Raw genomic sequence first — 24,283 nt, 5'->3', positions numbered from 1 at the left:
TGACTGGACCCTGATGATCGAGTGACATATTCGTCAGCGCGCCATGGTCCGCACTCGCTCGATATTGTTCGTTCTCGCGCTGCTTGCCGGCTGCGCGACGCCGTCGGTGAAGACCATTCCGCCGAGCGATCACTTCAACGGCACGCGCTTTTTCAACCCCGACGGCGTGCAAGGCAGCACCGGCGAGCAGAAGCAGGGTCCGGTCGCGCTGTTCCGCAATCTGGTGACGCCACCCTATCGGAGCTGGCCCGAAGTTCCCATCACCCCGACGCGGCCCCCGGCGCGCGTCGAGGGCCAGACGATGCGCGTCACCTGGATCGGCCATTCGACCGTGCTGGTGCAGACGCAAGGGCTCAACATTCTCACCGATCCGATGTGGCTCGAGCGCTCTTCCCCGGTCCAATTCGTCGGCGTGAAGCGAGTCCGTCAGCCCGGCGTGCGTCTAGCGGACCTGCCCAAGATCGACCTGATCCTGCTCAGCCACGATCACCGCGACCATCTCGATATGACCGCGATGAAGCGGCTTTGGCACCGCGACAAACCGCTGATCGTGACCGGCCTCGGCAACGATCAGATTCTCGCGCGCAGCGGTATCCATGCGGTCGCGCGCGACTGGGGCGGGCGGGTGACGTTGCGTCCTGGCATCGACGTGATTGTCGACCGCGCGCACCACTGGAGCGAATACGATCCCGGCGACCGCAACAAGACGTTATGGGCTGGGTTCACCGTGACGCTGCCCGGCGGGAACCTGTATTTCGCGGGCGACACCGGCCCCGGCGATATGCGCTGGGCGATCGAGGCTAGGGCGGCAGGGCCAGTGCGCCTCGCGATCCTGCCGATCGGCGCGTATCATTTCGCGGGGCACGAAACCGACAATCATATCGGTCCGGATCAGGCGGTTACGGCGTTCGAACAGCTCGGCGCGGCGTATGCGATCGGGGTCCACTGGGGCACGTTCGAACTGACCTCAGAAAGTATCAACGAACCACCCGACCACCTCCGCGCCGCGTTGGTACGCGAACACATCGCCGCGGACCGGTTTCGCACACCCGAAGCCGGCGAAGCCTGGGTGATCGAGTAGCAGAAACCGCACGATCCTCCTCCGCAAGGGGGAGGCGTCGCCGAAGGTGACGGAGGGGGCGGACACGGAGCAAACGTGATCGCGTACCGCCCCCTCCGTCTGGCAAGCGCCAGCCCCCCCCTTGCGGGGGAGGATCGAGCGGTCGAATGCCGCCCTCCCGTCATCCTGACGAAAGTCAGGACCCAGAGCCAAACAGGACCGCGTCTCGTTACCCTAGGTCCTGACTTTCGTCAGGATGACGGAGAGAGAGATTAGTCCGTCCCGCGTAACTCCAGCGCGCGCTTGAACACCGCGTCGAACATCTCCGCGGTCAGCACGCCCGTATTCACGTTGTAGCGCGAGCAGTGGAAGCTATCGATCAGGATGCGACCATCGGGCATCACATGCTCGGCACCATGTGCGAACCGCGCCTTGGGCAACCGCCCGCCGAGCATCTTCACCGCAGACTGATGCGCGATATGCCCCAGCGCGACGAACACGCGTGCGGTCGGCACCGCGTCCGCCTGCGTCTCGAGGAACGGCCGGCACGTGCGAATCTCCTCCGGCGTCGGCTTGTTCTCGGGCGGCAGGCACTTCACCGCGTTGAGGATGATCGCGCCGTCGAGCGCCAGCCCGTCCTCGGCCTTCGCGCCATAGGTGCCGGTCGCGAGCCCGATCCGTCCGAGCGTCTCGTACAGGAACTGCCCCGCATAATCGCCGGTGAACGCACGCCCGGTGCGGTTCGCGCCATGCTTGCCGGGCGCAAGGCCGATGATGCCGAGCCACGCGGCCGGATCGCCGAACGCCGGGACGGGCGCGTTCCACCAAGTCGGGAACTCGGTCCGCAACTGCTCGCGCACGCCGACGAGGCGCGGGCATAGCGGGCAGTCATGCGGCGGCTCGGTCTCGGGCAGCGCGGAGACAGGCGCGAAGACCGTCGTGACGTCGATCTCGCCGGTCTCGTCGACGGTTTCGGGAAGCTCGGAAGCGTAAGGTGTGGAATCCATGGGATTGCGCTAGGCGGACCAAATGTCGCCTGCAACCCCGCACCCGATGATCGCGCGCGCCGCAACGACCTATGTGATCGCGCTCGGCTCCAACCGACGCGGCCGCCACGGTGCTCCCGAGCGCGAAATCGCTGCCGCGCTGGAAGCACTCGGCGACGTCGTGACCCGATCGCCGACCGTAGCGAGCGCGCCGATCGGCCCCTCGAACCGGCGTTATGCAAACGCCGTCGCGCTGATCGAGACGCCCGAGGACCCCACCGCACTGCTGGTCCGCCTCAAACGGATCGAACGCGCATTCGGCCGCCGCCCCGGCCGGCGCTGGGGGAGCCGCGTGCTCGACCTCGACATCGTCCTCTGGTCGGCCGGCGCCTGGTCGTCGCCCGGACTCACCGTGCCGCACGCCGCGTTCCGCACCCGCGGCTTCGTGCTGGGGCCCCTCGCCACGCTGGTCCCGCAATGGCGCGATCCGTTGACCCATCGGACGATCCGCCAATTGGCACAGATGGTTGACCGACGGCAGCCGCGAGACTAGGTGCGCGGTCCACGATGGCGGGGGTCCGTAGCTCAGTTGGTAGAGCAAGCGACTTTTAATCGAGAGGTCCCGGGTTCGAGCCCCGGCGGACCCACCATCGATGCTTCGCCCGATAAGGGCGAGCGACGGCATTTGCCCGCGGTTCTCGCCGGCGCGTCGGTCGCTGCGGTCGGCATCGTCCTCATCCTGCTCGTCGGTCTCGCGGTCGATCATTGGCCGTTCGCGTTCGATCGGTCGATCATCCTCGGGCTGCGCACTTGGGGTGGCCCGGCATGGTTGCCGAAGGTCGCCGCCGACGTCACCGCGCTGGGCGGCGGCATCGTCCTGACGATCGTCGTAGTGATCGTCGCGGGCCTGTTGATCGTCCAGCGGCTCTGGCTGACCGCATTCGCGATCGTCGCGTCGAGCATTAGCGGCAATATCGTCGTCGAGATGGTCAAGCTGCACGTCGCGCGTCCGCGTCCCGACATCGTCACGCACCTCGTCACCGTCACGCATATGAGCTTCCCCAGCGGGCATTCGGCGAACAGCGCGATCGTGTATTTGACCCTTGCCGGTCTCGCCTCGCAGGTGACGCAGGATCGCGCGGCGCGGCGCTACATGCTGGTCGTCGCGATCCTGCTGGTAGGCGCGATCGGTTGCAGCCGGGTGTATCTCGGCGTGCACTGGCCGAGCGACGTGCTGGCCGGGTGGAGCTTCGGCACGCTGTGGGCGCTCGCCTGGTGGCTGGCGACCGCCCGCGTGCGCAGCTCAATCGGCGGCGAGCGCTAGCAGCGCCTTCGCCGCCTTCAGGTGCGGCGCGTCGACCATCCGGCCGTCCAGCTGGAGCGCACCGGCGCCCGGATTGGCGGTGAACAGGTCGATGATCGCCTGCGCCTTGGCGCGCTCCTCGGCCGACGGCGTGAAGGCGGCGTTGATCACTGCGACCTGGCTCGGGTGGATCGCCATCATGCCCGTAAACCCGTCGCGACGCCCGCGCGCGGCATAGGCGGCAAGCCCGTCCAGATCGCGGAAATCGGGATAGACCGTCTCGATCGCGGCCACCCCCGCGGCATGCGCGCCGAACAGGGTCAGCGACCGGGCGAGCTGGTACGGCGCAGTGTATGATCCATCCGCCTCGCGCGACGTCGCCGCGCCGATCGCGGCGGGCAGGTCCTCCGCCCCCCAGGTCAGCCCGACCAGCCGATCGGTGACGCCGCCGTAGGTCCCTAGCGCGAACATCGCGGCGGGGGTCTCGGTCGCAATCGGCAGGATGGCGATGTTGCCATCGAGCCTGGCATCCAGTGCGGCGAGAGTTGCGGCGCCTTCGGCCTTGGGCAGCACGATGCCATCCGGCTTGGCCGACAGCACTGCCGCAAGGTCGTCGTCGGCCAGCCCGGAATCAAGCGGATTGATCCGCACGAACAGCGGCATCGTCCGAGGCTCGGCGAGGAACGCCGCGACGTGCCCGCGCGCCGCAGCCTTGGCGGCGGGCGCGACCGAATCCTCGAGATCGAGAATCAACGCGTCCGCTCCCAGCGCGAGCGCCTTGACCATCCGCTCGGGCCGATCGCCGGGTACGAACAGGAGCGAGCGGAGTCTCACCGGCCCTTCTCGGCGAGCGCACGCTCCCACGCCAGCGCATCGCGGACGATGCCGTCGAGATCGGCGTGGCGCGGGGTCCAGTCGAGCCGTTCCAGGATCGCGCTGTTGTCCGAAATCAGCATCGCCGGATCGCCTGCGCGACGCCCTTCGAGCCGACGCTCGATCGTCCGGTTGGTGACCTTGTCGACTGCGTCGAGCACTTCCATGACCGAGAAACCCTTGCCGTAGCCGGCGTTGAGCGTGTGACTCTTGGCCGGTTCGGCAATCAACACTTCAAGCGCGGCGACATGCGCGGCGGCGAGGTCGGTCACGTGGATATAGTCGCGTACGCCGGTGCCGTCGGGCGTGGCGAAGTCGGTGCCGTAGACGCCGACATGGCCGCGCTTGCCGGTGGCCGCCTCGACCGCGATCTTGATCAGATGCGTCGCGCCGACCGTCGATTGGCCGCTGCGCCCCTGCGGATCCGCGCCGGCGACGTTGAAGTACCGGAGTGCGGCATAGTTCATCGGGTGCGCCGCGGCGACATCGCGCAGCATCGCCTCGGTCATCAGCTTGGACATGCCGTACGGGTTGATCGGCACGGTCGGATCGCCTTCCGCGACGGGCACCTTCTCGGGCGTGCCATAGGTCGCGGCGGTCGACGAGAAGATGAAATGCGGCACGCCTTCGACCACCGCGCTCTCGATCAGCGCACGGCTGGCGGCGGTGTTGTTGCGGTAATATTTGAGCGGATCGCTGACCGATTCCGGTACCACCACCGAGCCGGCGAAATGCATGATCGCGCGGACGTCATGCTCGCGGATCGCCGCACGGACCTTCGCATCGTCGGCGACGTTCGCCTCGACCAGCGCCGCGCGGCGGTCGACCGCCCAGTCGAATCCGGTCACGAGGTTGTCGACCACCACGACCCGATACCCCGCGTCGAGGAGCGCCAGGACCGCGTGGCTGCCGATATAGCCGGCCCCGCCGGTCACCATAACCTTACCGTCGATCATACGCGTCTCCTCTTTGTGTCGCGGTAGCGGCTTCCTATCTTGGGAGAAAGGAGATCGTGATGACGGATTATGTGACGCTCGCCGGCGGCTGCTTCTGGTGCACCGAGGCGGTATTCAAGGACGTGATCGGCGTGGAGTCGGCCGAAAGCGGGTATATCGGCGGGCATGTGCCTGATCCGACGTACAAACAGGTGTGCGGCGGCGACACCGGGCATGCCGAGGCGATCCGGATCGGCTTCGATCCCGAACAGCTGAAGCTCGGCGACCTGCTCGACATCTTCTTCGCGACGCACGACGCGACCACGCTGAACCGGCAGGGCAACGACGTCGGCACGCAGTATCGCTCGGCGATGTTCCCGGCGGACGACGCGCAGAAGGCCGAGATGGAGGCCGCGCTGGTACGCGCGCAGGCCGACTCGCCCAAGCCGATCGTGACGACGATCGAGCCGATGGACACGTGGTACGAGGCCGAGGGCTATCACCAGGATTACTGGGAAACGTCGGGTCGTTCGAACCCGTATTGCATGGCGGTGATCCCCCCCAAGCTGCAGAAACTGCGCAAGAGCTTCGCGGCGCGCTCGAAGGCGGTGAGCGCGTAACGGTAGTTCAGTAACGCTAGATCAGTTGTTCCCCCGCGGACGCGGGGGCCCAGCTGAATACCGTATTCCAACCTGACTCCTGGCCCCCCGCCTCCGCGGGGACCGGATTATCGGTGAGCAGCGCGCCGCAAGCGGTCGTTGATAGCCTCGCCGATACCCTCGAGCGGAATCGGCGCGATGGCAATCTTCAGCTTGGCGTTGGCATCGGCAGTATGAAGCAGGTCGAACAGCTTGGCGGCGGCTTCGACGAGGTCACCCGAGCCCGACAACGTCACATCGCCAGCCACGTCGCCAAACCCGATCAACCACTCGTCGGACGCCGCCTCGGTCGCATTCAACCGAAGCAACTTCTTGGGAGCATAATGACTCGCAAGCTGCCCCGGCGCCGTCACCCCATTCCCCCCCGGCGAAGGCCGGGGCCCAGTTGGGGGACGATCATGATCAGCGTTGCGCCCCGTCACATCCGACGTTTCAACTGGACCCCGGCCTCCGCCGGAGGAGCGCTCAAGATGCTGCCGAATAGCCTCTGCCGTAACCGGCCCCGGTCGCAGCACCGTCCGCCCAGCCACGATCGTCGACTCCAGCCCCGCCTCGGTCGCCCCGTCATCGAGGATCAACGCCACGTTCCTCCCCAGACTCCCCGCAACATGCGCCGCGCAAGTCGGACTGATCCCCCCGCTCGCATTGGCCGACGGCGCCGCCAACGGCCGCCCCGAAGCCGCGATCAACCCCTGCATAGCCCGATGCCGCGGCACCCGGACCGCGATCGTGTCGAGCCCCGCCGTCACCAGCGCAGCGATCCCCGACTCCGCCCGCACCGGCAGCACCAGCGTCAACGGCCCCGGCCAGAAAGCCTCCGCCAATGCCAGCGCATCCGCATCGAACACCGCGATTCGCTCCGCCGCCGCCAGATCCGCGACATGCACGATCAGCGGATTGAAACTCGGCCGACCCTTGGCCGCATAGATCCGCGCCACCGCCTCCGCATGCGTGGCGTCCGCGGCCAGCCCGTACACCGTCTCGGTCGGCACCGCGACGATGCACCCTGCGCGGATCAGCGCGGCACCTTGCGCCAGCGCGGCCGTTCCGTAGCGGCGGATTTGTGGGTGTGGACGGACCATTTCGGAGGCCTATAGCGGGTCCAAACCGTAGCGATAAGAGGATGCGATGGCCTTCACTCCAGCAACCACCGAACAGCGTTTCGTGCTCGATCATGTCGTGCGGATCGGCGAGATCGCCCAGACCGAACGCTATGCCGCCGCCAGCGACGACGTCGTCGACGCGGTCCTCGAAGGCGTGGGGCAGCTCGCCGCCGGCGAATGGGCGCCGCTCAACCGCACCGGCGACACCGTCGGCGCGAAGTGGACCCCCGACGGCGTGGTCATGCCCGAAGGCTTCGCGCAGGCGTACAAGGATTATGTCGAGGGCGGCTGGGGCACTATCGGCGTCGAGGAAGAATGGGGCGGGCAGGGCCTGCCGTTCGCGATCCAGACCGCGGTGCTCGACACGCTCGGCTCGGCAAACATGGGCTTCGCGCTCTGCCCGACGCTGACCGTCGGCGCGATCGAGGCGCTCCAGCATCACGGCTCCCCTGAGCAGCAGGCGCTCTACCTCCCGCATCTCGCGACCGGCGAATGGACCGGGACGATGAACCTCACCGAGCCGCAGGCGGGCTCCGACGTCGGTGCTCTCCGCGCGACCGCCACACCGCTCGGCGACGGCAAGTGGAGCATCAAGGGCACCAAGATCTACATCTCGTTCGGCGATCACGACATGGCGCCGAACATAGTCCACCTCGTTCTCGCCCGGACGCCGGGCGCACCCGCGGGCACGAAGGGCATCTCGCTGTTCCTCGTCCCCAAGTTCCGCCTCCAGGAAGACGGCACGCCGGGCGATTTCAACGACGTCCGCGTCGTCTCGATCGAGCACAAGATGGGCCTCCACGCGTCGCCCACCTGCGTCTTGAGCTTCGGCGACAACGACGACTGCATCGGCGAGCTGATCGGCGCGGAGCTCGGCGGCATCCGCGCGATGTTCACGATGATGAACAACGCGCGCCTCAACGTCGGCCTCCAGGGCGTCCAGGTCGCCGAGGGCGCCACCCAGGGCGCAGTCGCCTACGCGCTCGACCGCGTCCAGTCCGCCCGCGCCGGCTCGCCGAACAAGGACTCGGTCAAGATCGTCGAGCATCCCGACGTCCGCCGCATGCTGATGCGGATGAAGGCGCAGACGCAGGCGGCACGCGCACTCGTCTACTACGCGGCCGGGCAGGTCGATCGCGCCAATCTCGGCGACCGGGCCGCGCGCAACCGCCTCGAACTCGTCACGCCGCTGGCGAAGGCGCACGGCACCGATCTCGGCAACGAAGTCGCCTCGCTCGGCATCCAGGTCCACGGCGGCATGGGCTATGTCGAGGAAACCGGCGCCGCGCAGTATTTCCGCGATGCCCGCATCACGCCGATCTACGAGGGCACCAACGGCATCCAGGCGGCGGATCTGGTCGGGCGGAAACTCGGTCTCGACAATGGCGGCGCGTTCGCCACGCTGATCGCCGACATCCGCGCGGAAGCGAAGGACGAACGCCTGCTCGCCTTGGTCGACGCGTGCGAAGCGATCGGGCGTAAACTCGCGACGAGCGACGCCGACGACAAGCTGGCGGCTAGCTACCCCTTCCTCACCATGCTCTCGGTCGCGACCTGCGGCTGGCTGATGGAGCGGCAAGGCGGGGTGGCCGGCAGCGACGATTTCGGCCGGATGAAAGCGGCTGCGGTGCGCTTCTACCTCGACCAGATCGTCCCCGAGGCTATGGGTCTGAACGCGGCGGCTAATGCGAGTGCGGCGGTGCTCTACTCGATCGAAGCGGACCTGTTCGCAGCCTAAGGCGCTCCGCTAGTCATTCCCCAGCCCATCAGCCGTCACCTCCCGCCCCGTCCGTCATCCTGACGAAAGTCAGGACCCAGAGCCAGGCACGGCAACGCCTCTGGCTCTGGGTCCTGGGTCGAGCCCAGGATGACGGAGTTCTCCTGCCCGTTCGTGCCAAAGCGAAGGTCGTCGCGATCCTCCCCCGCAAGGGGGAGGTGGCACCGAAGGTGACGGCGGGGGAGGACGCGCAACGACGGTAAACCCTTACCGCCCCCTCCGTCTGGCAAGGGCCAGCCACCTCCCCCTTCCGGGGGAGGATCGCGACTGACCAGTAACGGGCAGGCAACGCCCCCCCTTTTCCCGTTCGCCCTAAGCGTAGTCGAAGGGCATGCTCCCACGCACAGGTGCTTCGACTACGCTCAGCACGAACGGGGGACGGGGGCGCTTCTTCACGGGCAACATCTGGTCCCCAACCACTCGACGGCCCCGCAGCACGAACGGTAAGAGGGGGTAGAAAATCTCTGAAAGCCCGACCGATGTTCGACCTCGACGCCTATCTCCTCCGTGTCGGGATGCCCGCGCGGCCCACGCTCGACTCGATCGGCCTCGGTCGCCTGCAACACGCGCACCGTCTCTCGATCCCGTTCGAGGATCTCGACGTCGTCCTCGGCCGCGGCATCGCGATCGATAGCGCGGCGGTGTTCGCCAAGCTCGTGACCGCACGCCGCGGCGGCTATTGCTTCGAGCATAACCGGCTCTTTCTAGATGCGCTCAAGGAACTCGGCTTCACTGCCCGCCCGCTGCTCGCGCGCGTCTGGATCGCGGCAGCCGACGTGCCGCCGCTCACGCACACCTTCGCGCTGGTGACGATCGACGGCCAGGACTGGATCGCCGACACCGGCTTCGGCGGCAGCTACACGCCCGTCCTCCCGCTCGCCGACGGTGCCGAGGCAACCGCCCCCGACGGCGCGCGGTTCCGGCTGGAAGCAACCGAGCAAGGCTGGATGCTGCTCCGCGACGGCGATCCGATGACCACCGACGGTCGCGGCGAGACGGGAGGGTTCCAGCCGCAATACAGCTTCACGCTCGCGCAGGTGTTCGACGCGGATCTCGCGCTGTCGAACCACTGGACCTCGACCGCGCCGTCCAGCCGCTTCACCCATACCCCGATCGCGAGCATCGTCCTGCCGAACGGCTTCGCGTCGCTGATCGGGCGCAACTACCGCCGACGCTCGGGGACCGACACCGGCGTGGGCGAGATTACCGATCCGCGCGTGTACCGGATCCGCATGAGCCTGTTGTTCGGAATCGACCTGAGTGTCGAGGATGTCACCGCGCTGGAGATTTTCTGAAACAGACGCGGGGGCTATGACCGCGGGCTCGGTGTTCGAGCCCCATAGTCCGAAGCCAGTTTTTCCGGCCCCCCCACCCCCGTTCGTGCTGAGTAGCGACCGAGTAGCTCCGTCAGGAGCGTATCGAGGGCGCGTATCGAAGCATGGGTTCCGCGTGCCAACCTGTCCTTCGATACGTCCTCTCGATACGCGGCTTCGCCGCTACTCGATGACTACTCAGGACGAACGGAAGGGGGGCAGGACGTACGACGAATCGGGAAAGGCAGGACGAACGGCAAGCGAGGGCTGTTACGCCCGCTCACGCTCCAGCAGATCATGCGCATCGAGTCCCAGCAGGTCGATATGCCCCAGGATACGCGGCCACTGCGTCGTTACGAAATTCTCGCGCTCGGCCACCCGCAGCGCCTCCGCAGCGCCGGGCATTACGAACATCCCGACCCCGCGCCGTACCTCGACATAGCCGTCGTCCTGGAAGCTCTGATACGCCTTGGCGACCGTCAGCGGATTGGCCCCCTGCTCGGCCGCGAACGCGCGAACGGACGGCAACTGATCCCCCGCGCGATAGTCGCCGCGTAAAATCCCCGCGGCGATCGTGCTGCGGAGGCGGATATATACGGGGCTGTCGTCGCTGCTGAGCGCTGTCATGGTGACTTAATACAGTAATTGCGTAGGAAGTCGAGTCCTCAAGAACCCCAATGGCTTACCAGCCGTGCCATATCCGGGCGGGGCCGTTCGTCGAGTGCTCGCGACGGCGTACCGATGAACATGAAGCCCGCGACCCGCTCCGACGCAGACCCGAACGCATCGCGCACGGTATCGGAAAACGCCGCCCAGCCCGTCAGCCAGCCGCCCGCGAACCCCTCGGCATGGACTGCGTGAAGCAGGTTCATGCACGCCGCGCCCGCCGACAATTCCTGTTCCCACACCGGAATCTTGCTCTCCTTGGGCGACGACAGCACGACGACCAACGTCGGCGCCTGATGCGCGAACTGGTCGAGCGACTCGAGTTCGAGCCGCGACGCCGTGGGCCGCTCCGCCAGATAGGCGTCGGTGATCAGCGTCGACAGCGCCACGCGGTGCTCCTCGCCAACCACCACGAACCGCCACGGCGCGAGCTTGCCGTGATCGGGCGTGCGCGCCGCGATCTCGAGGATCGTTGCGAGCTGGTAGGAATCGGGGCCGGGCGCGATCAGATCGCGCGGCTTGCCCGAACGGCGGGTCGCAAGCAGCGAGAGCGGCGTGGAGCGATCGTTGAGCATGGCCGGGAGATAGGCTTTAGCGTCTGATATTTACAGTCCGGGCTTTGTCGTTAAGTTGCGCGCGCATAACGGCCTCGCGTTCGACGGCGGCCAAGACGAGTTCAGGGAGCGTAAGAATGGTGGACACCCCGACCGCGGACACCCCGCGAGAGCCGGATATCACCCATATCAACCCCGCGTCCGGCGAAACCTGGTTCGGGCATCCCCGCCAGCTGGCACGGCTGTTCACCACCGAGATGTGGGAGCGGTTCGGCTATTACGGCATGCGCGCGCTGCTCACGCTGTATCTCACCAAGCATTTCGTGTTCGGCGATCGCGAGGCGACCGGGCTGTACGGCGGTTATACCGCGCTGGTGTATCTGACGCCGCTGGTCGGCGGTTACCTCGCGGATCAATATCTCGGCTCGAAGCGCGCCGTAAAGTTCGGCGCGATCATCATGGCGCTTGGCTATCTGCTGCTCTGCTTCGGCGGCGAGACCGCCAAGCCGTACGCGACGATCGCCAACCAGCGTTATGCGATCGAAGTCGTCGACCAGGCCGACAGCGAAGTCCGCTATCTCGTCGACGGCGCGAACAAGCTGAAGATCAAGGGCAACGACGACGGTACCGTCTCGCTGCTCGCCCCCGACGGCTCGACCGCGCGGACGGTCGAGAAGGGTGGCTTCGAATCGGGCGCCGAACGCAGTAGCTTCTACGTCACGATCATGCTGCTCGCGCTCTGCATGATCTCGGTCGGCAACGGCTTCTTCAAGCCCAACATCTCGACGATGGTCGGCGAGCTCTATGCGCAAGGCGACAAGCGCCGCGATGCCGGGTTCACGATCTTCTACATGGGGATCAATCTCGGCTCGCTGTTCTCGCAGCTGCTGTGCCCGTTCCTTGCGGTCGCGTTCGGCTGGTGGGCGGGCTTCGGCCTGGCCGCGATCGGCATGTTGTTCTCGTGGACGCTGATCCAGTTCGATGGCGGCAAGCTCAACGGGTACGGTGAACCGCCGGTGCGCACCGGTCCCGATCGCGCGCTCGGCATCTACGCCGCGGCCCTGCTCGGCATCCCGATCTTCTACCTGCTGTTCGTCAACCTGATGAACGCCGTGCCGCCGGTGCCGGGCTCCGGGATCGTCGGCTACATCGTCTCGCTGTCGCTGATGGGCAAACTGCTGTTCGGCACGTTCCTGATCGCGGTGCCCGGCATCCTGATCTGGTCGTTCGTCAACGGCGAGCGTCGCGAGTTCCAGATGATGCTCGCGGCGATGGTGCTGATCGTGTTCAACGTCGTGTTCTGGACGCTGTTCGAGCAGGCCGGGTCGAGCCTCACGCTGTTCGCTGATCGCAACACCGATCTCAGCGTGTTCGGGCTGTTCAGCATCTCCGCCGGCCAGACGCAGTTCTTCAACGCGTTCTTCATCGTCGCGCTCGCGCCGGTGATGTCGATCCTGTGGACCAAGCTCGCCGCCAAGGGTCTGGAGCCGTCGATCCCCGTGAAGTTCGGCATTGCGCTGATCGGAGTCGGTGTCGGCTTCCTGTTCCTCGTCTGGGGCGCGAGCATGGTCGGGCCGACGTTCAAGGTCGGCATCTGGTGGCTCGCCGGACTGTATTTCATCCACTCGTTCGCCGAGCTCTGCATCTCGCCGGTCGGGCTGAGCATGATCACCAAGCTGTCGATCGCGCGCGTCGTCGGGCTGATGATGGGCGTGTGGTTCCTGTCGATCTCGGTCGCGCAGTATGTCGCCGGCGTCGTCGCACAGGTGGCCAGCGTCGAGACGGTCGGTGGGCAGGTGACCAACCTGAAGGTCAGCCTCGATACCTATTCGGGCGTGTTCTGGACCATCGGCCTGGTCTCGGCCGGGATCGGCGTCGTGCTGTTGCTGATCTCGCCACTGATCAAGAAGTGGATGCACGGGGTCCAGTAATCGAGATGATCCCTCCCCCTGTGCCGGGGGGGGATCATTCGACGCCGCCGATCTCACACCGCCCGTGGCGCGTTTCAGATGTCCTGGACGAGGCGCCCGTACAGGTCGGGACGGCGATCGCGGAAGAAGCCGAAGGCGGCGCGGTGGCGCTTGACGATGTCGAGGTCGATCGTTGCGGTGATTACGCCTTCGTCGTCGCGGCCTAGTTCGGCGAGAATGTCGCCGCGCTCGTCGGCGATGAAGCTGGTGCCGTAGAAGGTCTGGCCGTGCTCGACGCCGACGCGGTTGGCGGCGACGATCGGGACGACGTTAGAGACGGCATGACCGACCATGGCGCGCCGCCACAGCCGGGCGGTGTCCAGCGACGTATCATGCGGCTCGCTGCCGATCGCGGTCGGGTAGAACAGGATTTCCGCCCCCATCAGCATCATCGCGCGCGCGGTCTCGGGATACCATTGGTCCCAGCAGACGCCGACGCCGAGCGTCGTCCGCCCCGCCTCCGACGCGTGCGGCCAGACCTTGAAGCCGGTGTTGCCGGGGCGGAAGTAGAACTTCTCCTCATAGCCGGGGCCGTCGGGGATGTGGCTCTTGCGGTAGACGCCCTGGATGTTGCCGTCGGGGCCGATCATCGCGAGGCTGTTGTAATGATGCGGGCCGTCCGCCTCGAAGAAGCTGGTCGGGATGGTGACCTTGAGCGCCTCGGCGAGCGCCTGCATCGCGAGCACCGCCTTGTGCTCGCCGACGGGTGCGGCGTTGGCGAAGAGGCCCTCGTCCTCGACGCGGCAGAAGTATTCGCCCTCGAACAGCTCGGGCGGCAGGATGACCTGCGCGCCCTTCGCGGCGGCCTCGTGGACGAGGCGCGACACATGCGCGATGTTGCGGTCGATGTTGGGCGTGAAGCCCAGCTGCAGCGCGGCGACGGTGATCTCTGTCATGGGCGCTCACATAATAGCGGATGCGGGGAAGTGCGAGGGTTTCGCGTCACCCTCCCGTCATCCCGGCGAACGCTGGGGTCCAGAGCCAGATCGGACAGTCTTTGCGGCTCTGGATCCTGGGTCGAGCTTAGGATGACGGCTTTGGGCAACGGCGATTGACACTCCCCTGCCCTGTCCGACATGCGGCGGGAATGATCGATCACAAGCTCCCCGCAAGCTGGCAGGCGCTCACCGCCGAGTTCGACGCGCCGTACATGCGCGCGCTCGATGCGTTTCTGGAAGCCGAACGCGCGGCGGGGGCTCGGGTGTTTCCGGAGGATGCGGATCGGTTTCGGGCGTTGGAGCTGACGCCGCTCGATCAGGTGCGGGTCGTCATCCTCGGCCAGGATCCGTACCACGGCGAGGGGCAGGCGCATGGGTTGAGCTTCTCGGTGCGGGAGGGGGTGCGGACGCCGCCTAGCCTGGTGAATATCTACAAGGAGCTGGAGGCGGATCTCGGGATCCCGCGGGCACGCCACGGCATGCTTGATCATTGGGCGGCACAGGGCGTGCTGTTGCTCAACGCGGTGTTGAGCGTGCGGATGGGCGAGGCTGCGTCGCACCAGAAGCGGGGGTGGGAGCGGTTTACCGATGCGGTGATCGCGGCGGTGAACGCGCAGGACAAACCGGTCGTGTTCCTGCTGTGGGGGGCGTATGCGCAGAAGAAGGCGGCGTTCGTCGACGACGTTGCTAAGGGTGGGCGGCATCTGGTGATCCAGTCCGCGCACCCGTCGCCGCTGGCGGCACGGACCGGGTTCTTCGGATCGCGGCCGTTCAGCCGGACCAACGCCTTTCTCGAAACCCACGCACGCCCTCCTATCGACTGGGCGCTGCCGGAGACTGAATGATGAGCGACGAATATGTGTACGACGAAGCGACCGGCGAGTGGGTTGCGGGCGGTGCGGCGACCGCGGTGGCGGCGGACGACGGCGCGGTCGTGGTGCGCGATTCGGTCGGCAACGTGCTGGCGGACGGCGACCAGGTGACGCTGATCAAGGACCTGACCGTGAAGGGCGCGGGGCAGACGCTCAAGCGCGGCACGCTGATCAAGTCGATCCGGCTGACCGGCGACGCGCAGGAGATCGACTGCCGGTACGAGGGGATCAAGGGGCTGGTGCTGCGCGCGGAGTTCGTTCGGAAGCGGTAGGTCGGGAGGTGGCCGGCGCCAAAGGTCACGATAAAGTTACGCTCGGAAACGGCGGCGCCGGGGCCTTTCATCTTCATCCTCACCCTCGGCCTCGGCGCGGACCCGTTCGGGGTATTTGGGCGGGATCATCGCCTTGGCGGCGGTGAGCTGCGCCTCGAACGCCGGCCCGAGTGGCGACGGCTGTACGGCCACAGGACCGCGCTTGGCCACGGGTTCGGCGCGGATATCGGCGACTTCGAGCGCGGTCGCCAGCGCCTCGGGGGCCATCAGGCGGTGCGGTTCGGCGGGCATCGGCGGCGCGAGCGCGGCGAGCGTGGCCTCGACCGGCGGTAGCGGGATGGGCGCCGGCGCAGGCGACTGGCCGGGGGTGCGATAACGATCGGGTTGGTGTGCGCGCAGCAGGAACATCAGCAGGCGATCGTTGTAGCGGACGCGCTGGCCGACGCGGTTGCCGTCGCGGTCGAACACCGGCTCGGGCGATCCGTTGATCGCGCGGTCGAAGGCAAGATCGACCAGCCGCAGCGACGCTGTCTGCACCGCCGCATCCCACGCCGCCGCGAACGCCGCGCCATCGGCCGCGCGGCGCAGGCGGTAGCAGGAGGTCGCCGACATGTTCACCTCGCGCGCGGCCTGCGTGACCGAGCCGGTATCCGCCAGCACGCCGATGAACGCCTGCTGCGTCGCGACCGTCCAGCCATCGTGCCGCACCTTCCGGCGGACCGGCACCCAGTCATACTCGGCGAGGTCGAAGTCCTCAACCGTCGGGAGATGCTCGGCCTCGATGATGGTCATCGCGGTGGTCCGTGCGGTGGGCTCGGGAGTGGCCGGCTCGAGACCGGGGGCGATGTCGGGCATGACATCGCGGCGAGCGCGCGTGCGCGTGGGTTTGGTCATGGCCGGAGCGGATCAGGCGGGCGGCGTGTAGGACAGCGTTTGCGTGGGCTGTTGGACTTTTTGTGGAGGAGGTGTGGCTCGAGGGCATCCGTCACGACAGCCGACATTCTCGACATCGAGCAGAATGTCGCGCATCCTTGCCCTATGCAGACCGTGACCTATTCCGAAGCGCGCGAGAACCTGAACGCGGTGCTCGACAAGGTCGTCGCCGACCGCGCGCCCGTGATGATCACGCGCGAGCGTGGCGAGAATGTCGTGCTGATCTCGGCGAGCGGATGGGCCGGGATGGAGGAGACGCTGCATTTGATGGCGTCGCCGGCGAATGCGAAGCGGCTGTTGGACGGGATCGCCGAACTGGATGCTGGCGGCGGCGAAGAGCACGCGCTGGTCCATTCTTGAACGTCCAATTCTCATCGCACTCTTGGGCTGAATATGTCGACCTTTGAACGAGCGATGCCAAGCTGTTCGGCAAGCTGAACGCGTTGATCGAGGAATGCCGCCGCCATCCGTTCAAAGGCACCGGCAAACCCGAACCGCTCGGCGGCAATACGTCGGGCTGGTGGTCGCGCCGGATAAATCATGAGCACCGACTAGCATACCGCGTGACGGGAAGTGGTGACGCGAAGACGGTGCAGGTTCCGCAGTCCCGTTATTATCATTGATGTGCTTGTCGCGTACCCGGCAACGGCATAGGATCGGGACATGGCACAGATCAGCGTATCTCTTCCTGATGACCTGATGGCTTGGGCCGAGCGGCAAGTCGCCGAAGGTCGCTATGATAGTCTTGAAGCCTATGTCGCTGATCTTGTTGCGCGCGACATCGATGATGCTACAAAACTAGCGGCGTCGAATGCTGTGATCGAGGAAGGTCTTTCTTCGGAACCGACCGACGACTCGATGGCGGATATGACTGCGCGCCGAGATCGCGACGACGATACCCTTGGTGCCCTGCGCCGGTCCTGGGCTCAGGGTATCGGCAGTGGCCCTCCCGTCGACGGCAATTTTAACGCCGCAGATATAGCGCGCCGCGATGGCCGGCCTGGTGAGGCGGTTCGCAAGCACGGATGAAGATCCGTCGCCTCCCGCAGGCGATACGCGATGTCGACGACATATGGCTGTATATCGCACGGCACGATCCCGATGCGGCAACACGACTGGTCGCGCGACTTGTGTCGAGTGTGGCTCGGTTAGCCGACTTTCCTGAAAGTGGTCCGGCGCGGCCTGAGGTCGGGATTGGCGCAAGAAGCATCACGGTTGGCAACTATCTCGTGCTGTATCGAGTGGAGCGCGACAGCGTGGATATCGTACGGGTCGTGCATAGTGCACGAGAATCGCCCTGACTGTTCCCAAATTAGTTCGCGCATATTCGCCCAATCTAAAATGGAAAAGTGGCTTTGTTCAAAGGCGAAACGCCCAAAATATTACCCCCTTCGGACGTTGACTCGGATCATCGAATTTAGCCGTTTAGAGCCACAACGTACCGTGCTAAATTTTGGGTGAAATCATGATAAGTATGGAAAAGATTTTACTGGCGGTTTTGAGTGCGCTGTTGGGTTTTATGCTCTCTCAAACATTCAATTTAGTCAGCTATCTTAGGCGACCGAAATTTCGTGTTCGGCATTGGACCGATGGAGTTCTGGGCGCTTACACCGGCGACCCTCCCGAAACACCGTGGGAAATAGAACTAGGTTTCCATCTTGAAAATTTTGGGAAGAATCCAGCAAAGAATGTAAGAATATTTGTTTCAGATATTCATACTGCGGATCGCTCCGATTTTTCACTTCAGCCGACTTCCATCGAATTTAAGGAGTTGAAACGCCCAATCGATCTCATTCCATCGGGAGAGATTATTTCCGTTACTTTAGGCATTATAAGATCAGATACGTGCGACCTCGCCCTTAAACTTCAATCACCTTCTAACGACGATCATCGTGAAATCATCAGCGCAGACACGCGCGGCAAGACACAATTCTCGGCTAAGTTTTATGTCAGTTGCGATGAGAAAAACTCATTCCAGACGCTATCTGTTGAATTTTATCCCGACAAAAGCAAATGGGCGTCCTACCTTTTGAATGACTGCGTCAATGATTGCTTGGCCGACATTGGCGTTCCGGCGGGGGAGAGGTGATCGGTCGCCACCTCCGCACTCGTCATGCCGGGCTCGTTCCGGCATCCACCGTTCCGCGAACTCGCAGGCAGTGAGTTTGCTGGACGGTGGACCCCGGAACCAGTCTGGGGTGACGGGGTGGGTTGGGTACGGTGTTCTGGAATTCTAGGCCTACCATGGAGTGCCCATATCCGGCCCGTCGCGACTACGGAGATGGGTCAGACTTTGGTATATGCGATCGGGTCGAGCCTGAACGATCACTCCGCTGGCAGGTAGATTTCGCTGCCCTTTTCACGGAATTTTTCGCTCATGTCGGCCATGCCTTTTTCGGCTTCGGCGTGGGCCCCCTTGGCGAAGATCGCTCGGTTGGTGTCGGTCTGGTCAACGTCTGCCGCTAGGAACGTATCCGCCGGGCTGTTCTGCTTCGCTGCGAAGTCCCTCACCTCTTGCGTGATCTTCATCGAGCAGAATTTCGGGCCGCACATCGAGCAGAAGTGGGCGGTCTTGGCGCCTTCGGCCGGGAGGGTCTGGTCGTGGTATTGTTCGGCGGTGTCGGGGTCGAGGGAGAGGTTGAACTGGTCTCTCCAGCGGAACTCGAAGCGCGCGCGGCTAAGCGCGTCGTCGCGCATCTGGGCGGCGGGGTGGCCCTTTGCGAGGTCGGCGGCGTGGGCGGCTAGTTTGTAGGTTACTACGCCGACCTTGACGTCGTCGCGGTCGGGGAGGCCTAGATGCTCTTTCGGCGTGACGTAGCAGAGCATCGCGGTGCCGTACCAGCCGATCATCGCGGCGCCGATACCACTCGTGATGTGGTCGTAGCCGGGGGCTATGTCCGTCGTCAGCGGCCCCAGCGTGTAGAAGGGCGCTTCGCCGCAGACTTCGAGTTGCTTGTCCATGTTCTCCTTGATCTTGTGCATCGGCACGTGGCCGGGGCCTTCGATCATGACCTGGACGTCGCTCTTCCACGCGCGGTGGGTGAGTTCGCCTAGCGTGTAGAGTTCGCTGAACTGGGCTTCGTCGTTGGCGTCGGCGATGCTGCCGGGGCGCAGGCCGTCGCCGAGGCTGTAGGCGATGTCGTACGCCTTCATGATCTCGGTGATCTCGTCGAAGCGTTCGTAGAGGAAGCTCTCCTTGTGGTGGCTGAGGCACCATTTCGCCATGATCGAGCCGCCGCGCGAGACGATGCCGGTGACGCGTTTCGCGGTCATCGGTATGTACGCCAGCCGCACGCCGGCGTGGATCGTGAAGTAATCGACGCCTTGCTCGGCCTGTTCGATGAGGGTGTCGCGGAAGATCTCCCAGGTGAGATCCTCGGCGACGCCGCCGACCTTTTCGAGCGCCTGGTAGATGGGGACGGTGCCGATCGGGACGGGCGAGTTGCGGAGGATCCATTCGCGGGTGTCGTGGATGTTGCGGCCGGTGCTGAGGTCCATCACCGTGTCCGCGCCCCAGCGGATCGACCAGACGAGCTTGTCGACTTCGGCGGCGACGTTGCTGGCGACCGCGGAGTTGCCGATGTTGGCGTTGATCTTGACGAGGAAGTTGCGGCCGATCGCCATCGGTTCGGATTCGGGGTGGTTGATGTTGTTGGGGATGATCGCGCGGCCGCGGGCGATCTCGTCGCGGACGAATTCGGGGGTTACGAAGTCGGGAATCTGTGCGCCGAAGGATTCTCCGTCTCGCTTGTAGTCCTTGAGCATGGCGCGACCGAGGTTTTCGCGGGTGGCGACGTATTCCATTTCGGGGGTGATTATCCCACGTCGCGCGTAGTGCATCTGGCTGACGTTGGCGCCGGCGCGCGCGCGGAGGGGGCGCTTGATGGTGGCGGGGAACTGGGGGACGCCGCCGGAGCGGTCGGGGCCGAGCTGGCCGTTGTCCTCGGGGCGGAGTTCTCGGGCTTCGTAGGATTCCACGTCGCCTCTGGCTTCGATCCACTGGCGGCGGAGTTGGGGAAGGCCGGCGTTGATGTCGATTTTCGCGCGGGGGTCGGTGTAGGGGCCGCTGGTGTCGTAGACGCGTAAGGGGGGCTCGGAGCAGCTTGGGTCTAGGACGATCTCGCGCATGGCGACGCGGACGTCTGGGCTGGTTGGGACCGCTACGTGGATTTTCCGGGAGCCTCGGATCGGGCCGGTGGTGACGCCGATGTCGGTGGTCTTTTGCGTGACGGCCATGCGCTTGCTCCTACGGGTGTCGGAGCAAGGCTTGCGGTTCTGTGGCGACCGCTCCCTCCCTCCGCCGGTATCAACCGGATCAGGTTCAGCGGGTCGAAGGCTCCTGCCTTCCTCTCAAGCGCGGATAAGCGCTCCCCCGGGGTGGGGTGAGCATAGGGGGGTTGGGGTGGCGTGCAATGGGGAAATTGGCGGCGCCTCGGACAGTCGAGGCGTTTGTTCTTGGGGTTTGCCCTTCGACTTCGCTCGGGGCGAACGGGGGGGGCCTCTTCGATCCTCCCTCGCCAGGGGGGTGGCTGGCTCTTACCAGACGGAGGGGGAGGTGAGGGAAACCTCTGTTGCGAGGCCCTCCCCCTCCGTCACCTTTGGTGCCACCTCCCCCTGGCGGGGGAGGATCGAGCACCTAAAGGAAAGGCCGCTGCCCGGGTTGGGGCAGCGGCCTTTTCTTTTATTCCGCGCGCCGTCAGTCGTAGCAAAGCTACGCCTTGTGGCGTGCTGTGCTGCGCTGGCCGGGCTTGGGCGAGTCCTGCACCAGATTGGTGCAGGCCGCCCTGCGCCTCAGAACCTGAAGTTCACCGTGCCGCGCAGCGAGTGCCAGCGGAGATACTCGTCGCTGCGGCGGAAGGTGGTGCCGCTGGTGTTGGGTGCGATCAGGAACGGGTTGTTGGCGAGCAGGACCGGGCTGCCGGCGAGTGCCGTACCAGCGGTGACGCGGACGCGGGCGTCGTTGTCCTGATACTGATGGTACATGTATTCCATGCCGATCGAGATGTTCTTGGTCAGCTTCTGCTCGATGCCGCCGCCGCCGAGAATGCCCCACTGGTTCTTCGAGCCGCTGGCCGCGAATGCGTTCGCGGTGTTGGTGGTGAAGAACAGATTGTCGATCTTGGCATAGCCTGCACCGAACGTGCCGTAGAACAGCGTGGTGTTGATCGCATAGCCGGCGCGACCGCGGATCGAGGCCTCCCAGTCAACCTTGCGTGCCATCGTGTAGCTGGCAGGCGTGGTCGAGAAGCCGGACGTGCTGTCGGTGATCTCGGTCTTGCCGAATTCGCCGACGACGCCGACGACGATGTTGCCGCGCTGTGCATCGGCGCCGACGCGACCATAATAGGCCCAGCCGTCATCGTCGTTGCGGCAACCATAGGCCGCCGCGCCGGTGCGAGCCGAGCCGTTGCAGAAGCCGGGCGAGAAGGCATTGGCGCCGGTGATGGTGTTGACGTTCTCGTTGAAGTTGCCGTCGCCGTTGCGGTCGAACCGGATCGACGAACCGACGTCGTTTGGCTGGACGTCGTAGCCGCCGGCCGCACCGACATAGATGCCGGAGAACGGACGGTCTGCCGTCGTTTCCTGCGACAGCGTCTGCGACTGGGCCGGAACGGCGAAAATGCCCGCGGTCGCGAGACCGGCGAGCATGGTGAGTTTCGTAAGGTGCTTCATGTCATTCCCCAAACTTGGGCCGCGGCGCTCCCGATGTTCGCCGCGACCCGAGATTTCTGTTTCAATCGGTGATGGCGATCACGGATTGGCGGCGCTGGTCTTGATGTTGCCGTTGACGCCGGCCGGGAAGAACCCGCCCATCGCGACGGCGGCCTTGTTGAGATAGACGATGTTGAGCACCTGGCCGGTCGAGCGGCTGTAGGCGAGCCCGTTGGCATCGGTGGGCACGATGTTCGACATGGTGGCGTCGGTGCCGGTGATGCCCTGATCGTCGTCGCCGATGACGCCGGTCGCGGCGTTGGTAACCGTGCCGTCCAAGCTGTCGCGCGCGTCGCTGATCTGGCCGGCGGCAGTACGCAGCGTCGGCACGGTCAGGCCCTTACGGTAGAGGATCGTGCGGATCAGGCCCGCATGATAGGCTTCGGCCGCGAGGATGCCGGCGGCGGCCTCGAGATACGTCTTGTTGGCGATCAGCGGTGCGGCGCCCTTATAGGCCGAAACGCCGACGTCCTCGAAGATGTACGCGCCGAGCAGGAAGCTGTTGTCGTCCGCGTACGGGTTGAAGATCCCGGTTGCGCCGACGACGCCGGCAGCGCGTGCCGCGGCGGTGAACGCACCCGGTGCGGCTGCCGTGCCGGCCGAGATGTCGATCGCGGGCTGTGCGACGGCAGCAGTGCCGAGCGCAGTACGAAGGAACGCGACGTGCGCGACTTCGTCGATCGCGATTTCGCGGGCGTATTCACGGACGACGGTGTCGGTGAAGGGAACCTGTGCGCCACCGGTGACGGACCCTTGCGTACCGGTACCGGTCAGCAGGCTGGCGTTCAGGCCGACGCCGAACGCTGCGAACGCGTAGAACTGCGCTTCGAGATATTCGAGGTTGAGGGCGAAGTTCAGGACGTCGGCATCGTTGAGCGCCGCGGCCGGAGTCGGCGTAGGCGTAGGCGTCGGTGCAGGCGCGAGGTCCTGATCGTCGCTGCCGCAGGCGGCGAGCAGCGATGCACCACCGACGGCGAGGGCGCTGCCACCGGCGAAGCGGAGGAAGTTGCGGCGTTCGTTGCGACGGCTGGCGATCGCGTCGAATATTTCAAGCTTGGTATTGAGATCGGTCATTGGGTTAATCCCCTGAATATCGAAGAAGGCGCGCGGTAGGCTGATGCGATCAGACTGCTGCGGTGCTCGTCTTGACGTTGCCGTTCATGCCGGCCGGGAAGAACCCGCCTGCCGATGCTGCGCCCTTGTTGAGGTACACGATGTTGAGCACCTGGCTCGTCGAACGGCTGAAGGCGACACCGTTGGCGTCCAGCGGGACGATGTTCGATGCGGTGACCGCAGCCTGCGTTGTCGACAGATTGATCGGCGTCTGCGTAACCGGCGAGATACCCTGATCGAGATCGGTCGATCCATCGAGGCTGTCGCGTGCGTTCGAGATTGCGTCGGCCGACGTGCGTAGCGACGGCGTCGCGATGCCCTTGCCGTACAGCGTCGTGCGGACGATCGCGGCGTGATACGCCTCGACCGCGAGCAGGCCGGCGGCGGCCTCCAGATACGCCTTGCTCGTCAGCAGCGGGGCAGCACCCTTGTAGGCGGTGACACCGACGTCTTCGAAGATGAAGGCGCCGAGCAGGAAGTTCTCGTCGTTCGCATAAACGTCGAACGAGGCACCGGCGCCGATCAGGCCGGCAGCGCGTGCTGCGTTCGAGAAGGCGCTGGTGGCGGTGACGCTAACGTCGATCGCGGGCTGCGATACGGCCGACGTGCCGAGGGCGGTGCGCAGGAAGTTGACGTGGGCAATCTCGTCGGCCGCGATTTCCTTGGCGTATTGCGCAACGATCGGGTCGGTGAACGCGACTTGGCGACCGCCAAGGACGGCGCCCTGTGTGCCGGTGCCGGTGAGCATCGAGTTGGGGAGACCGTTGCCGGTTGCGGCGTAGGAATAGAACTGCGCCTCGAGATATTCGAGGTTGAGCGCGAAGTTCAGAACGTCCGCATCGGTGATGGTCTGTGCCGACGCCGACGTGGAGAAGGACAGCGCGGTCGCACCGGCTGCGGTCATCGCAGCGGCGCCCAGCGCGGTCTTGAAGAATTCACGTCGCTCGCTGCGGCGTTCCACTCGCGCATCGAGGGCTTCGATCAGGTGCACGCTCTCGGTCATATCAGGGTCCTCCCCTTGGCAGTTGCAGACGTCGTAGTTTTTCAAACAATCGAACAGTCCGGACCGAAATAAACCAGACCTTCGTGAAAAGGTCTAGCCTGTAACGCGCTCTATTGCGGGCAGAAAAATGCCGTCCACTGCGAGGAACGTGCGCCGCAGGATTTTGGACGCACGGTTCAAGGGGGTCTGATGAAATAAATTTTAGGTGCGCTGCAGCATGTGGCTGCGGCGGTTCGCCGGG

The 24,283-nt window shown here is 65.3% G+C and carries 26 protein-coding genes, 1 tRNA gene and 1 riboswitch; of the genes, 15 read left to right on the top strand and 12 right to left on the bottom strand.

Going from position 1 to position 24,283, the window contains the following annotated elements:
- Window positions 1–43 precede the first annotated feature (43 nt).
- Window positions 44–1,081: an MBL fold metallo-hydrolase gene (locus tag O6W96_RS11020; RefSeq protein WP_353469587.1), complete on the top strand. Its 1,038-nt coding sequence runs from the start codon at window positions 44–46 to the stop codon at window positions 1,079–1,081.
- 251 nt (window positions 1,082–1,332) lie between these two features.
- On the opposite strand, the gene O6W96_RS11015 is transcribed toward O6W96_RS11020, so the two are convergent.
- Complete coding sequence (locus O6W96_RS11015; protein ID WP_353469586.1) at window positions 1,333–2,067, bottom strand: uracil-DNA glycosylase; 735 nt, start codon at window positions 2,065–2,067, stop codon at window positions 1,333–1,335.
- A 22-nt stretch (window positions 2,068–2,089) separates the two neighbouring features.
- Between O6W96_RS11015 and folK the strand changes: the two genes are divergently transcribed.
- The 3 genes from folK to O6W96_RS11000 all read left to right on the top strand — a co-directional run bounded on the left by folK (window position 2,090) and on the right by O6W96_RS11000 (window position 3,370).
- A complete protein-coding gene (folK, locus tag O6W96_RS11010) occupies window positions 2,090–2,599 on the top strand; it encodes a 2-amino-4-hydroxy-6-hydroxymethyldihydropteridine diphosphokinase (protein WP_353469585.1) in 510 nt (169 codons plus the stop codon).
- Between the two features lie 21 nt (window positions 2,600–2,620).
- Window positions 2,621–2,696: transfer RNA gene (locus O6W96_RS11005), tRNA-Lys, on the top strand.
- A gap of 35 nt (window positions 2,697–2,731) precedes the next feature.
- Complete coding sequence (locus tag O6W96_RS11000) at window positions 2,732–3,370, top strand: phosphatase PAP2 family protein (protein ID WP_353469584.1); 639 nt, start codon at window positions 2,732–2,734, stop codon at window positions 3,368–3,370.
- Here the strand turns inward: O6W96_RS11000 and O6W96_RS10995 are convergent.
- Both O6W96_RS10995 and galE read right to left on the bottom strand, forming a co-directional pair.
- Window positions 3,350–4,183: an HpcH/HpaI aldolase/citrate lyase family protein gene (locus O6W96_RS10995; RefSeq protein ID WP_353469583.1), complete on the bottom strand. Its 834-nt coding sequence runs from the start codon at window positions 4,181–4,183 to the stop codon at window positions 3,350–3,352. The two genes, O6W96_RS11000 and O6W96_RS10995, sit on opposite strands and share 21 nt — an antisense overlap.
- Window positions 4,180–5,178 carry a UDP-glucose 4-epimerase GalE gene (gene galE, locus O6W96_RS10990; protein ID WP_353469582.1) on the bottom strand — a complete coding sequence of 333 codons (999 nt, stop codon included), beginning with the start codon at window positions 5,176–5,178 and terminating at the stop codon, window positions 4,180–4,182. The genes O6W96_RS10995 and galE overlap by 4 nt, the downstream gene beginning before the upstream one ends.
- Before the next feature lie 59 nt (window positions 5,179–5,237).
- Between galE and msrA the strand changes: the two genes are divergently transcribed.
- On the top strand, window positions 5,238–5,777 hold the full coding sequence (msrA, locus tag O6W96_RS10985; protein WP_353469581.1) for a peptide-methionine (S)-S-oxide reductase MsrA: 540 nt from the start codon (window positions 5,238–5,240) through the stop codon (window positions 5,775–5,777).
- A gap of 107 nt (window positions 5,778–5,884) precedes the next feature.
- On the opposite strand, the gene O6W96_RS10980 is transcribed toward msrA, so the two are convergent.
- Window positions 5,885–6,898 carry an L-threonylcarbamoyladenylate synthase gene (locus O6W96_RS10980; protein ID WP_353469580.1) on the bottom strand — a complete coding sequence of 338 codons (1,014 nt, stop codon included), beginning with the start codon at window positions 6,896–6,898 and terminating at the stop codon, window positions 5,885–5,887.
- Between the two features lie 46 nt (window positions 6,899–6,944).
- On the opposite strand from O6W96_RS10980, the gene O6W96_RS10975 reads away from it, so the two are divergent.
- Together O6W96_RS10975 and O6W96_RS10970 are read left to right on the top strand one after the other, a co-directional pair.
- Window positions 6,945–8,657, top strand: coding sequence for an acyl-CoA dehydrogenase (locus tag O6W96_RS10975; RefSeq protein ID WP_353469579.1), 1,713 nt, complete (start codon window positions 6,945–6,947; stop codon window positions 8,655–8,657).
- Window positions 8,658–9,175: 518 nt separating this feature from the next.
- Window positions 9,176–9,991, top strand: coding sequence for an arylamine N-acetyltransferase family protein (locus tag O6W96_RS10970; protein WP_353469578.1), 816 nt, complete (start codon window positions 9,176–9,178; stop codon window positions 9,989–9,991).
- A gap of 288 nt (window positions 9,992–10,279) precedes the next feature.
- Here the strand turns inward: O6W96_RS10970 and O6W96_RS10965 are convergent, their stop codons facing one another.
- The gene (locus tag O6W96_RS10965) at window positions 10,280–10,636 is read right to left on the bottom strand and encodes a GntR family transcriptional regulator (RefSeq protein WP_056053547.1); all 357 of its coding nucleotides are present in this window, start codon (window positions 10,634–10,636) and stop codon (window positions 10,280–10,282) included.
- Between the two features lie 38 nt (window positions 10,637–10,674).
- Entirely contained in the window at window positions 10,675–11,250 is a 576-nt protein-coding gene (locus tag O6W96_RS10960; protein WP_353469577.1) for a nitroreductase family protein, read from the bottom strand.
- A gap of 116 nt (window positions 11,251–11,366) precedes the next feature.
- Here O6W96_RS10960 and O6W96_RS10955 point away from each other — a divergent pair, with 116 nt between their 5' ends.
- Entirely contained in the window at window positions 11,367–13,160 is a 1,794-nt protein-coding gene (locus O6W96_RS10955) for a peptide MFS transporter (protein WP_353469576.1), read from the top strand.
- Window positions 13,161–13,234: 74 nt separating this feature from the next.
- On the opposite strand, the gene aguB is transcribed toward O6W96_RS10955, so the two are convergent.
- Window positions 13,235–14,095, bottom strand: a complete 861-nt coding sequence (aguB, locus tag O6W96_RS10950) for an N-carbamoylputrescine amidase (RefSeq protein ID WP_353469575.1) — start codon at window positions 14,093–14,095, stop codon at window positions 13,235–13,237.
- A gap of 191 nt (window positions 14,096–14,286) precedes the next feature.
- On the opposite strand from aguB, the gene ung reads away from it, so the two are divergent.
- Complete coding sequence (gene ung, locus O6W96_RS10945) at window positions 14,287–14,982, top strand: uracil-DNA glycosylase (RefSeq protein WP_353469574.1); 696 nt, start codon at window positions 14,287–14,289, stop codon at window positions 14,980–14,982.
- Window positions 14,979–15,281 carry an alkylphosphonate utilization protein gene (locus O6W96_RS10940; protein ID WP_353469573.1) on the top strand — a complete coding sequence of 101 codons (303 nt, stop codon included), beginning with the start codon at window positions 14,979–14,981 and terminating at the stop codon, window positions 15,279–15,281. Before ung ends, O6W96_RS10940 begins: the two co-directional genes overlap by 4 nt.
- Window positions 15,282–15,317: 36 nt before the next feature.
- Here O6W96_RS10940 and O6W96_RS10935 read toward each other — a convergent pair whose 3' ends face one another.
- Window positions 15,318–16,175, bottom strand: a complete 858-nt coding sequence (locus O6W96_RS10935) for a hypothetical protein (protein WP_353469572.1) — start codon at window positions 16,173–16,175, stop codon at window positions 15,318–15,320.
- A 144-nt stretch (window positions 16,176–16,319) separates the two neighbouring features.
- On the opposite strand from O6W96_RS10935, the gene O6W96_RS10930 reads away from it, so the two are divergent.
- From O6W96_RS10930 to O6W96_RS10910, 5 genes are all read left to right on the top strand, one after another.
- Window positions 16,320–16,574, top strand: a complete 255-nt coding sequence (locus tag O6W96_RS10930; RefSeq protein ID WP_353469571.1) for a type II toxin-antitoxin system prevent-host-death family antitoxin — start codon at window positions 16,320–16,322, stop codon at window positions 16,572–16,574.
- Between the two features lie 83 nt (window positions 16,575–16,657).
- Entirely contained in the window at window positions 16,658–16,837 is a 180-nt protein-coding gene (locus tag O6W96_RS10925; RefSeq protein WP_353469570.1) for a Txe/YoeB family addiction module toxin, read from the top strand.
- A 40-nt stretch (window positions 16,838–16,877) separates the two neighbouring features.
- The gene (locus tag O6W96_RS10920) at window positions 16,878–17,243 is read left to right on the top strand and encodes a ribbon-helix-helix domain-containing protein (protein ID WP_353469569.1); all 366 of its coding nucleotides are present in this window, start codon (window positions 16,878–16,880) and stop codon (window positions 17,241–17,243) included.
- Window positions 17,240–17,515 (top strand): type II toxin-antitoxin system RelE/ParE family toxin, encoded by a 276-nt coding sequence (locus O6W96_RS10915; RefSeq protein WP_353469568.1) that lies wholly within the window; start codon window positions 17,240–17,242, stop codon window positions 17,513–17,515. Before O6W96_RS10920 ends, O6W96_RS10915 begins: the two co-directional genes overlap by 4 nt.
- A gap of 173 nt (window positions 17,516–17,688) precedes the next feature.
- Window positions 17,689–18,303 carry a hypothetical protein gene (locus O6W96_RS10910; RefSeq protein ID WP_353469567.1) on the top strand — a complete coding sequence of 205 codons (615 nt, stop codon included), beginning with the start codon at window positions 17,689–17,691 and terminating at the stop codon, window positions 18,301–18,303.
- Between the two features lie 236 nt (window positions 18,304–18,539).
- Here O6W96_RS10910 and thiC read toward each other — a convergent pair whose 3' ends face one another.
- From thiC to O6W96_RS10890, 4 genes are all read right to left on the bottom strand, one after another.
- Complete coding sequence (gene thiC / locus O6W96_RS10905) at window positions 18,540–20,450, bottom strand: phosphomethylpyrimidine synthase ThiC (protein ID WP_353469566.1); 1,911 nt, start codon at window positions 20,448–20,450, stop codon at window positions 18,540–18,542.
- 39 nt (window positions 20,451–20,489) lie between these two features.
- Window positions 20,490–20,599: riboswitch (TPP riboswitch) on the bottom strand.
- Between the two features lie 406 nt (window positions 20,600–21,005).
- Complete coding sequence (locus tag O6W96_RS10900; RefSeq protein WP_353469565.1) at window positions 21,006–21,887, bottom strand: outer membrane protein; 882 nt, start codon at window positions 21,885–21,887, stop codon at window positions 21,006–21,008.
- Window positions 21,888–21,965: 78 nt separating this feature from the next.
- Window positions 21,966–23,000 carry a ferritin-like domain-containing protein gene (locus tag O6W96_RS10895; RefSeq protein WP_353469564.1) on the bottom strand — a complete coding sequence of 345 codons (1,035 nt, stop codon included), beginning with the start codon at window positions 22,998–23,000 and terminating at the stop codon, window positions 21,966–21,968.
- A 49-nt stretch (window positions 23,001–23,049) separates the two neighbouring features.
- Window positions 23,050–24,042, bottom strand: coding sequence for a ferritin-like domain-containing protein (locus tag O6W96_RS10890; protein WP_353469563.1), 993 nt, complete (start codon window positions 24,040–24,042; stop codon window positions 23,050–23,052).
- Window positions 24,043–24,283: the final 241 nt, after the last annotated feature.

Source organism: Sphingomonas faeni (genome assembly GCF_040407495.1).
GTDB lineage: Bacteria > Pseudomonadota > Alphaproteobacteria > Sphingomonadales > Sphingomonadaceae > Sphingomonas > Sphingomonas faeni_D.
Note: the sequence above shows the minus strand (reverse complement) of the source record. Positions and strands in the feature narration are given on the sequence as shown.

What these genes read in the sequence shown, in the direction of transcription:
- folK (WP_353469585.1), top strand. Translation starts at nt 2,090, where the DNA reads ATGTCGCCTGCAACCCCGCACCCGATGATCGCGCGCGCCGCAACGACC.
- O6W96_RS10930 (WP_353469571.1), top strand. Translation starts at nt 16,320, where the DNA reads ATGCAGACCGTGACCTATTCCGAAGCGCGCGAGAACCTGAACGCGGTG.
- thiC (WP_353469566.1), bottom strand. Translation starts at nt 20,450, where the DNA reads ATGGCCGTCACGCAAAAGACCACCGACATCGGCGTCACCACCGGCCCG.
- O6W96_RS10965 (WP_056053547.1), bottom strand. Translation starts at nt 10,636, where the DNA reads ATGACAGCGCTCAGCAGCGACGACAGCCCCGTATATATCCGCCTCCGC.
- O6W96_RS10895 (WP_353469564.1), bottom strand. Translation starts at nt 23,000, where the DNA reads ATGACCGATCTCAATACCAAGCTTGAAATATTCGACGCGATCGCCAGC.
- O6W96_RS10935 (WP_353469572.1), bottom strand. Translation starts at nt 16,175, where the DNA reads ATGACCAAACCCACGCGCACGCGCGCTCGCCGCGATGTCATGCCCGAC.
- msrA (WP_353469581.1), top strand. Translation starts at nt 5,238, where the DNA reads ATGACGGATTATGTGACGCTCGCCGGCGGCTGCTTCTGGTGCACCGAG.
- O6W96_RS10960 (WP_353469577.1), bottom strand. Translation starts at nt 11,250, where the DNA reads ATGCTCAACGATCGCTCCACGCCGCTCTCGCTGCTTGCGACCCGCCGT.
- O6W96_RS10915 (WP_353469568.1), top strand. Translation starts at nt 17,240, where the DNA reads ATGAAGATCCGTCGCCTCCCGCAGGCGATACGCGATGTCGACGACATA.
- O6W96_RS11015 (WP_353469586.1), bottom strand. Translation starts at nt 2,067, where the DNA reads ATGGATTCCACACCTTACGCTTCCGAGCTTCCCGAAACCGTCGACGAG.
- O6W96_RS10900 (WP_353469565.1), bottom strand. Translation starts at nt 21,887, where the DNA reads ATGAAGCACCTTACGAAACTCACCATGCTCGCCGGTCTCGCGACCGCG.
- galE (WP_353469582.1), bottom strand. Translation starts at nt 5,178, where the DNA reads ATGATCGACGGTAAGGTTATGGTGACCGGCGGGGCCGGCTATATCGGC.
- O6W96_RS10970 (WP_353469578.1), top strand. Translation starts at nt 9,176, where the DNA reads ATGTTCGACCTCGACGCCTATCTCCTCCGTGTCGGGATGCCCGCGCGG.
- O6W96_RS10910 (WP_353469567.1), top strand. Translation starts at nt 17,689, where the DNA reads ATGGAAAAGATTTTACTGGCGGTTTTGAGTGCGCTGTTGGGTTTTATG.
- O6W96_RS11020 (WP_353469587.1), top strand. Translation starts at nt 44, where the DNA reads ATGGTCCGCACTCGCTCGATATTGTTCGTTCTCGCGCTGCTTGCCGGC.
- O6W96_RS10955 (WP_353469576.1), top strand. Translation starts at nt 11,367, where the DNA reads ATGGTGGACACCCCGACCGCGGACACCCCGCGAGAGCCGGATATCACC.
- O6W96_RS10980 (WP_353469580.1), bottom strand. Translation starts at nt 6,898, where the DNA reads ATGGTCCGTCCACACCCACAAATCCGCCGCTACGGAACGGCCGCGCTG.
- O6W96_RS10975 (WP_353469579.1), top strand. Translation starts at nt 6,945, where the DNA reads ATGGCCTTCACTCCAGCAACCACCGAACAGCGTTTCGTGCTCGATCAT.
- ung (WP_353469574.1), top strand. Translation starts at nt 14,287, where the DNA reads ATGATCGATCACAAGCTCCCCGCAAGCTGGCAGGCGCTCACCGCCGAG.
- O6W96_RS10940 (WP_353469573.1), top strand. Translation starts at nt 14,979, where the DNA reads ATGATGAGCGACGAATATGTGTACGACGAAGCGACCGGCGAGTGGGTT.
- aguB (WP_353469575.1), bottom strand. Translation starts at nt 14,095, where the DNA reads ATGACAGAGATCACCGTCGCCGCGCTGCAGCTGGGCTTCACGCCCAAC.
- O6W96_RS10920 (WP_353469569.1), top strand. Translation starts at nt 16,878, where the DNA reads ATGGCACAGATCAGCGTATCTCTTCCTGATGACCTGATGGCTTGGGCC.
- O6W96_RS10890 (WP_353469563.1), bottom strand. Translation starts at nt 24,042, where the DNA reads ATGACCGAGAGCGTGCACCTGATCGAAGCCCTCGATGCGCGAGTGGAA.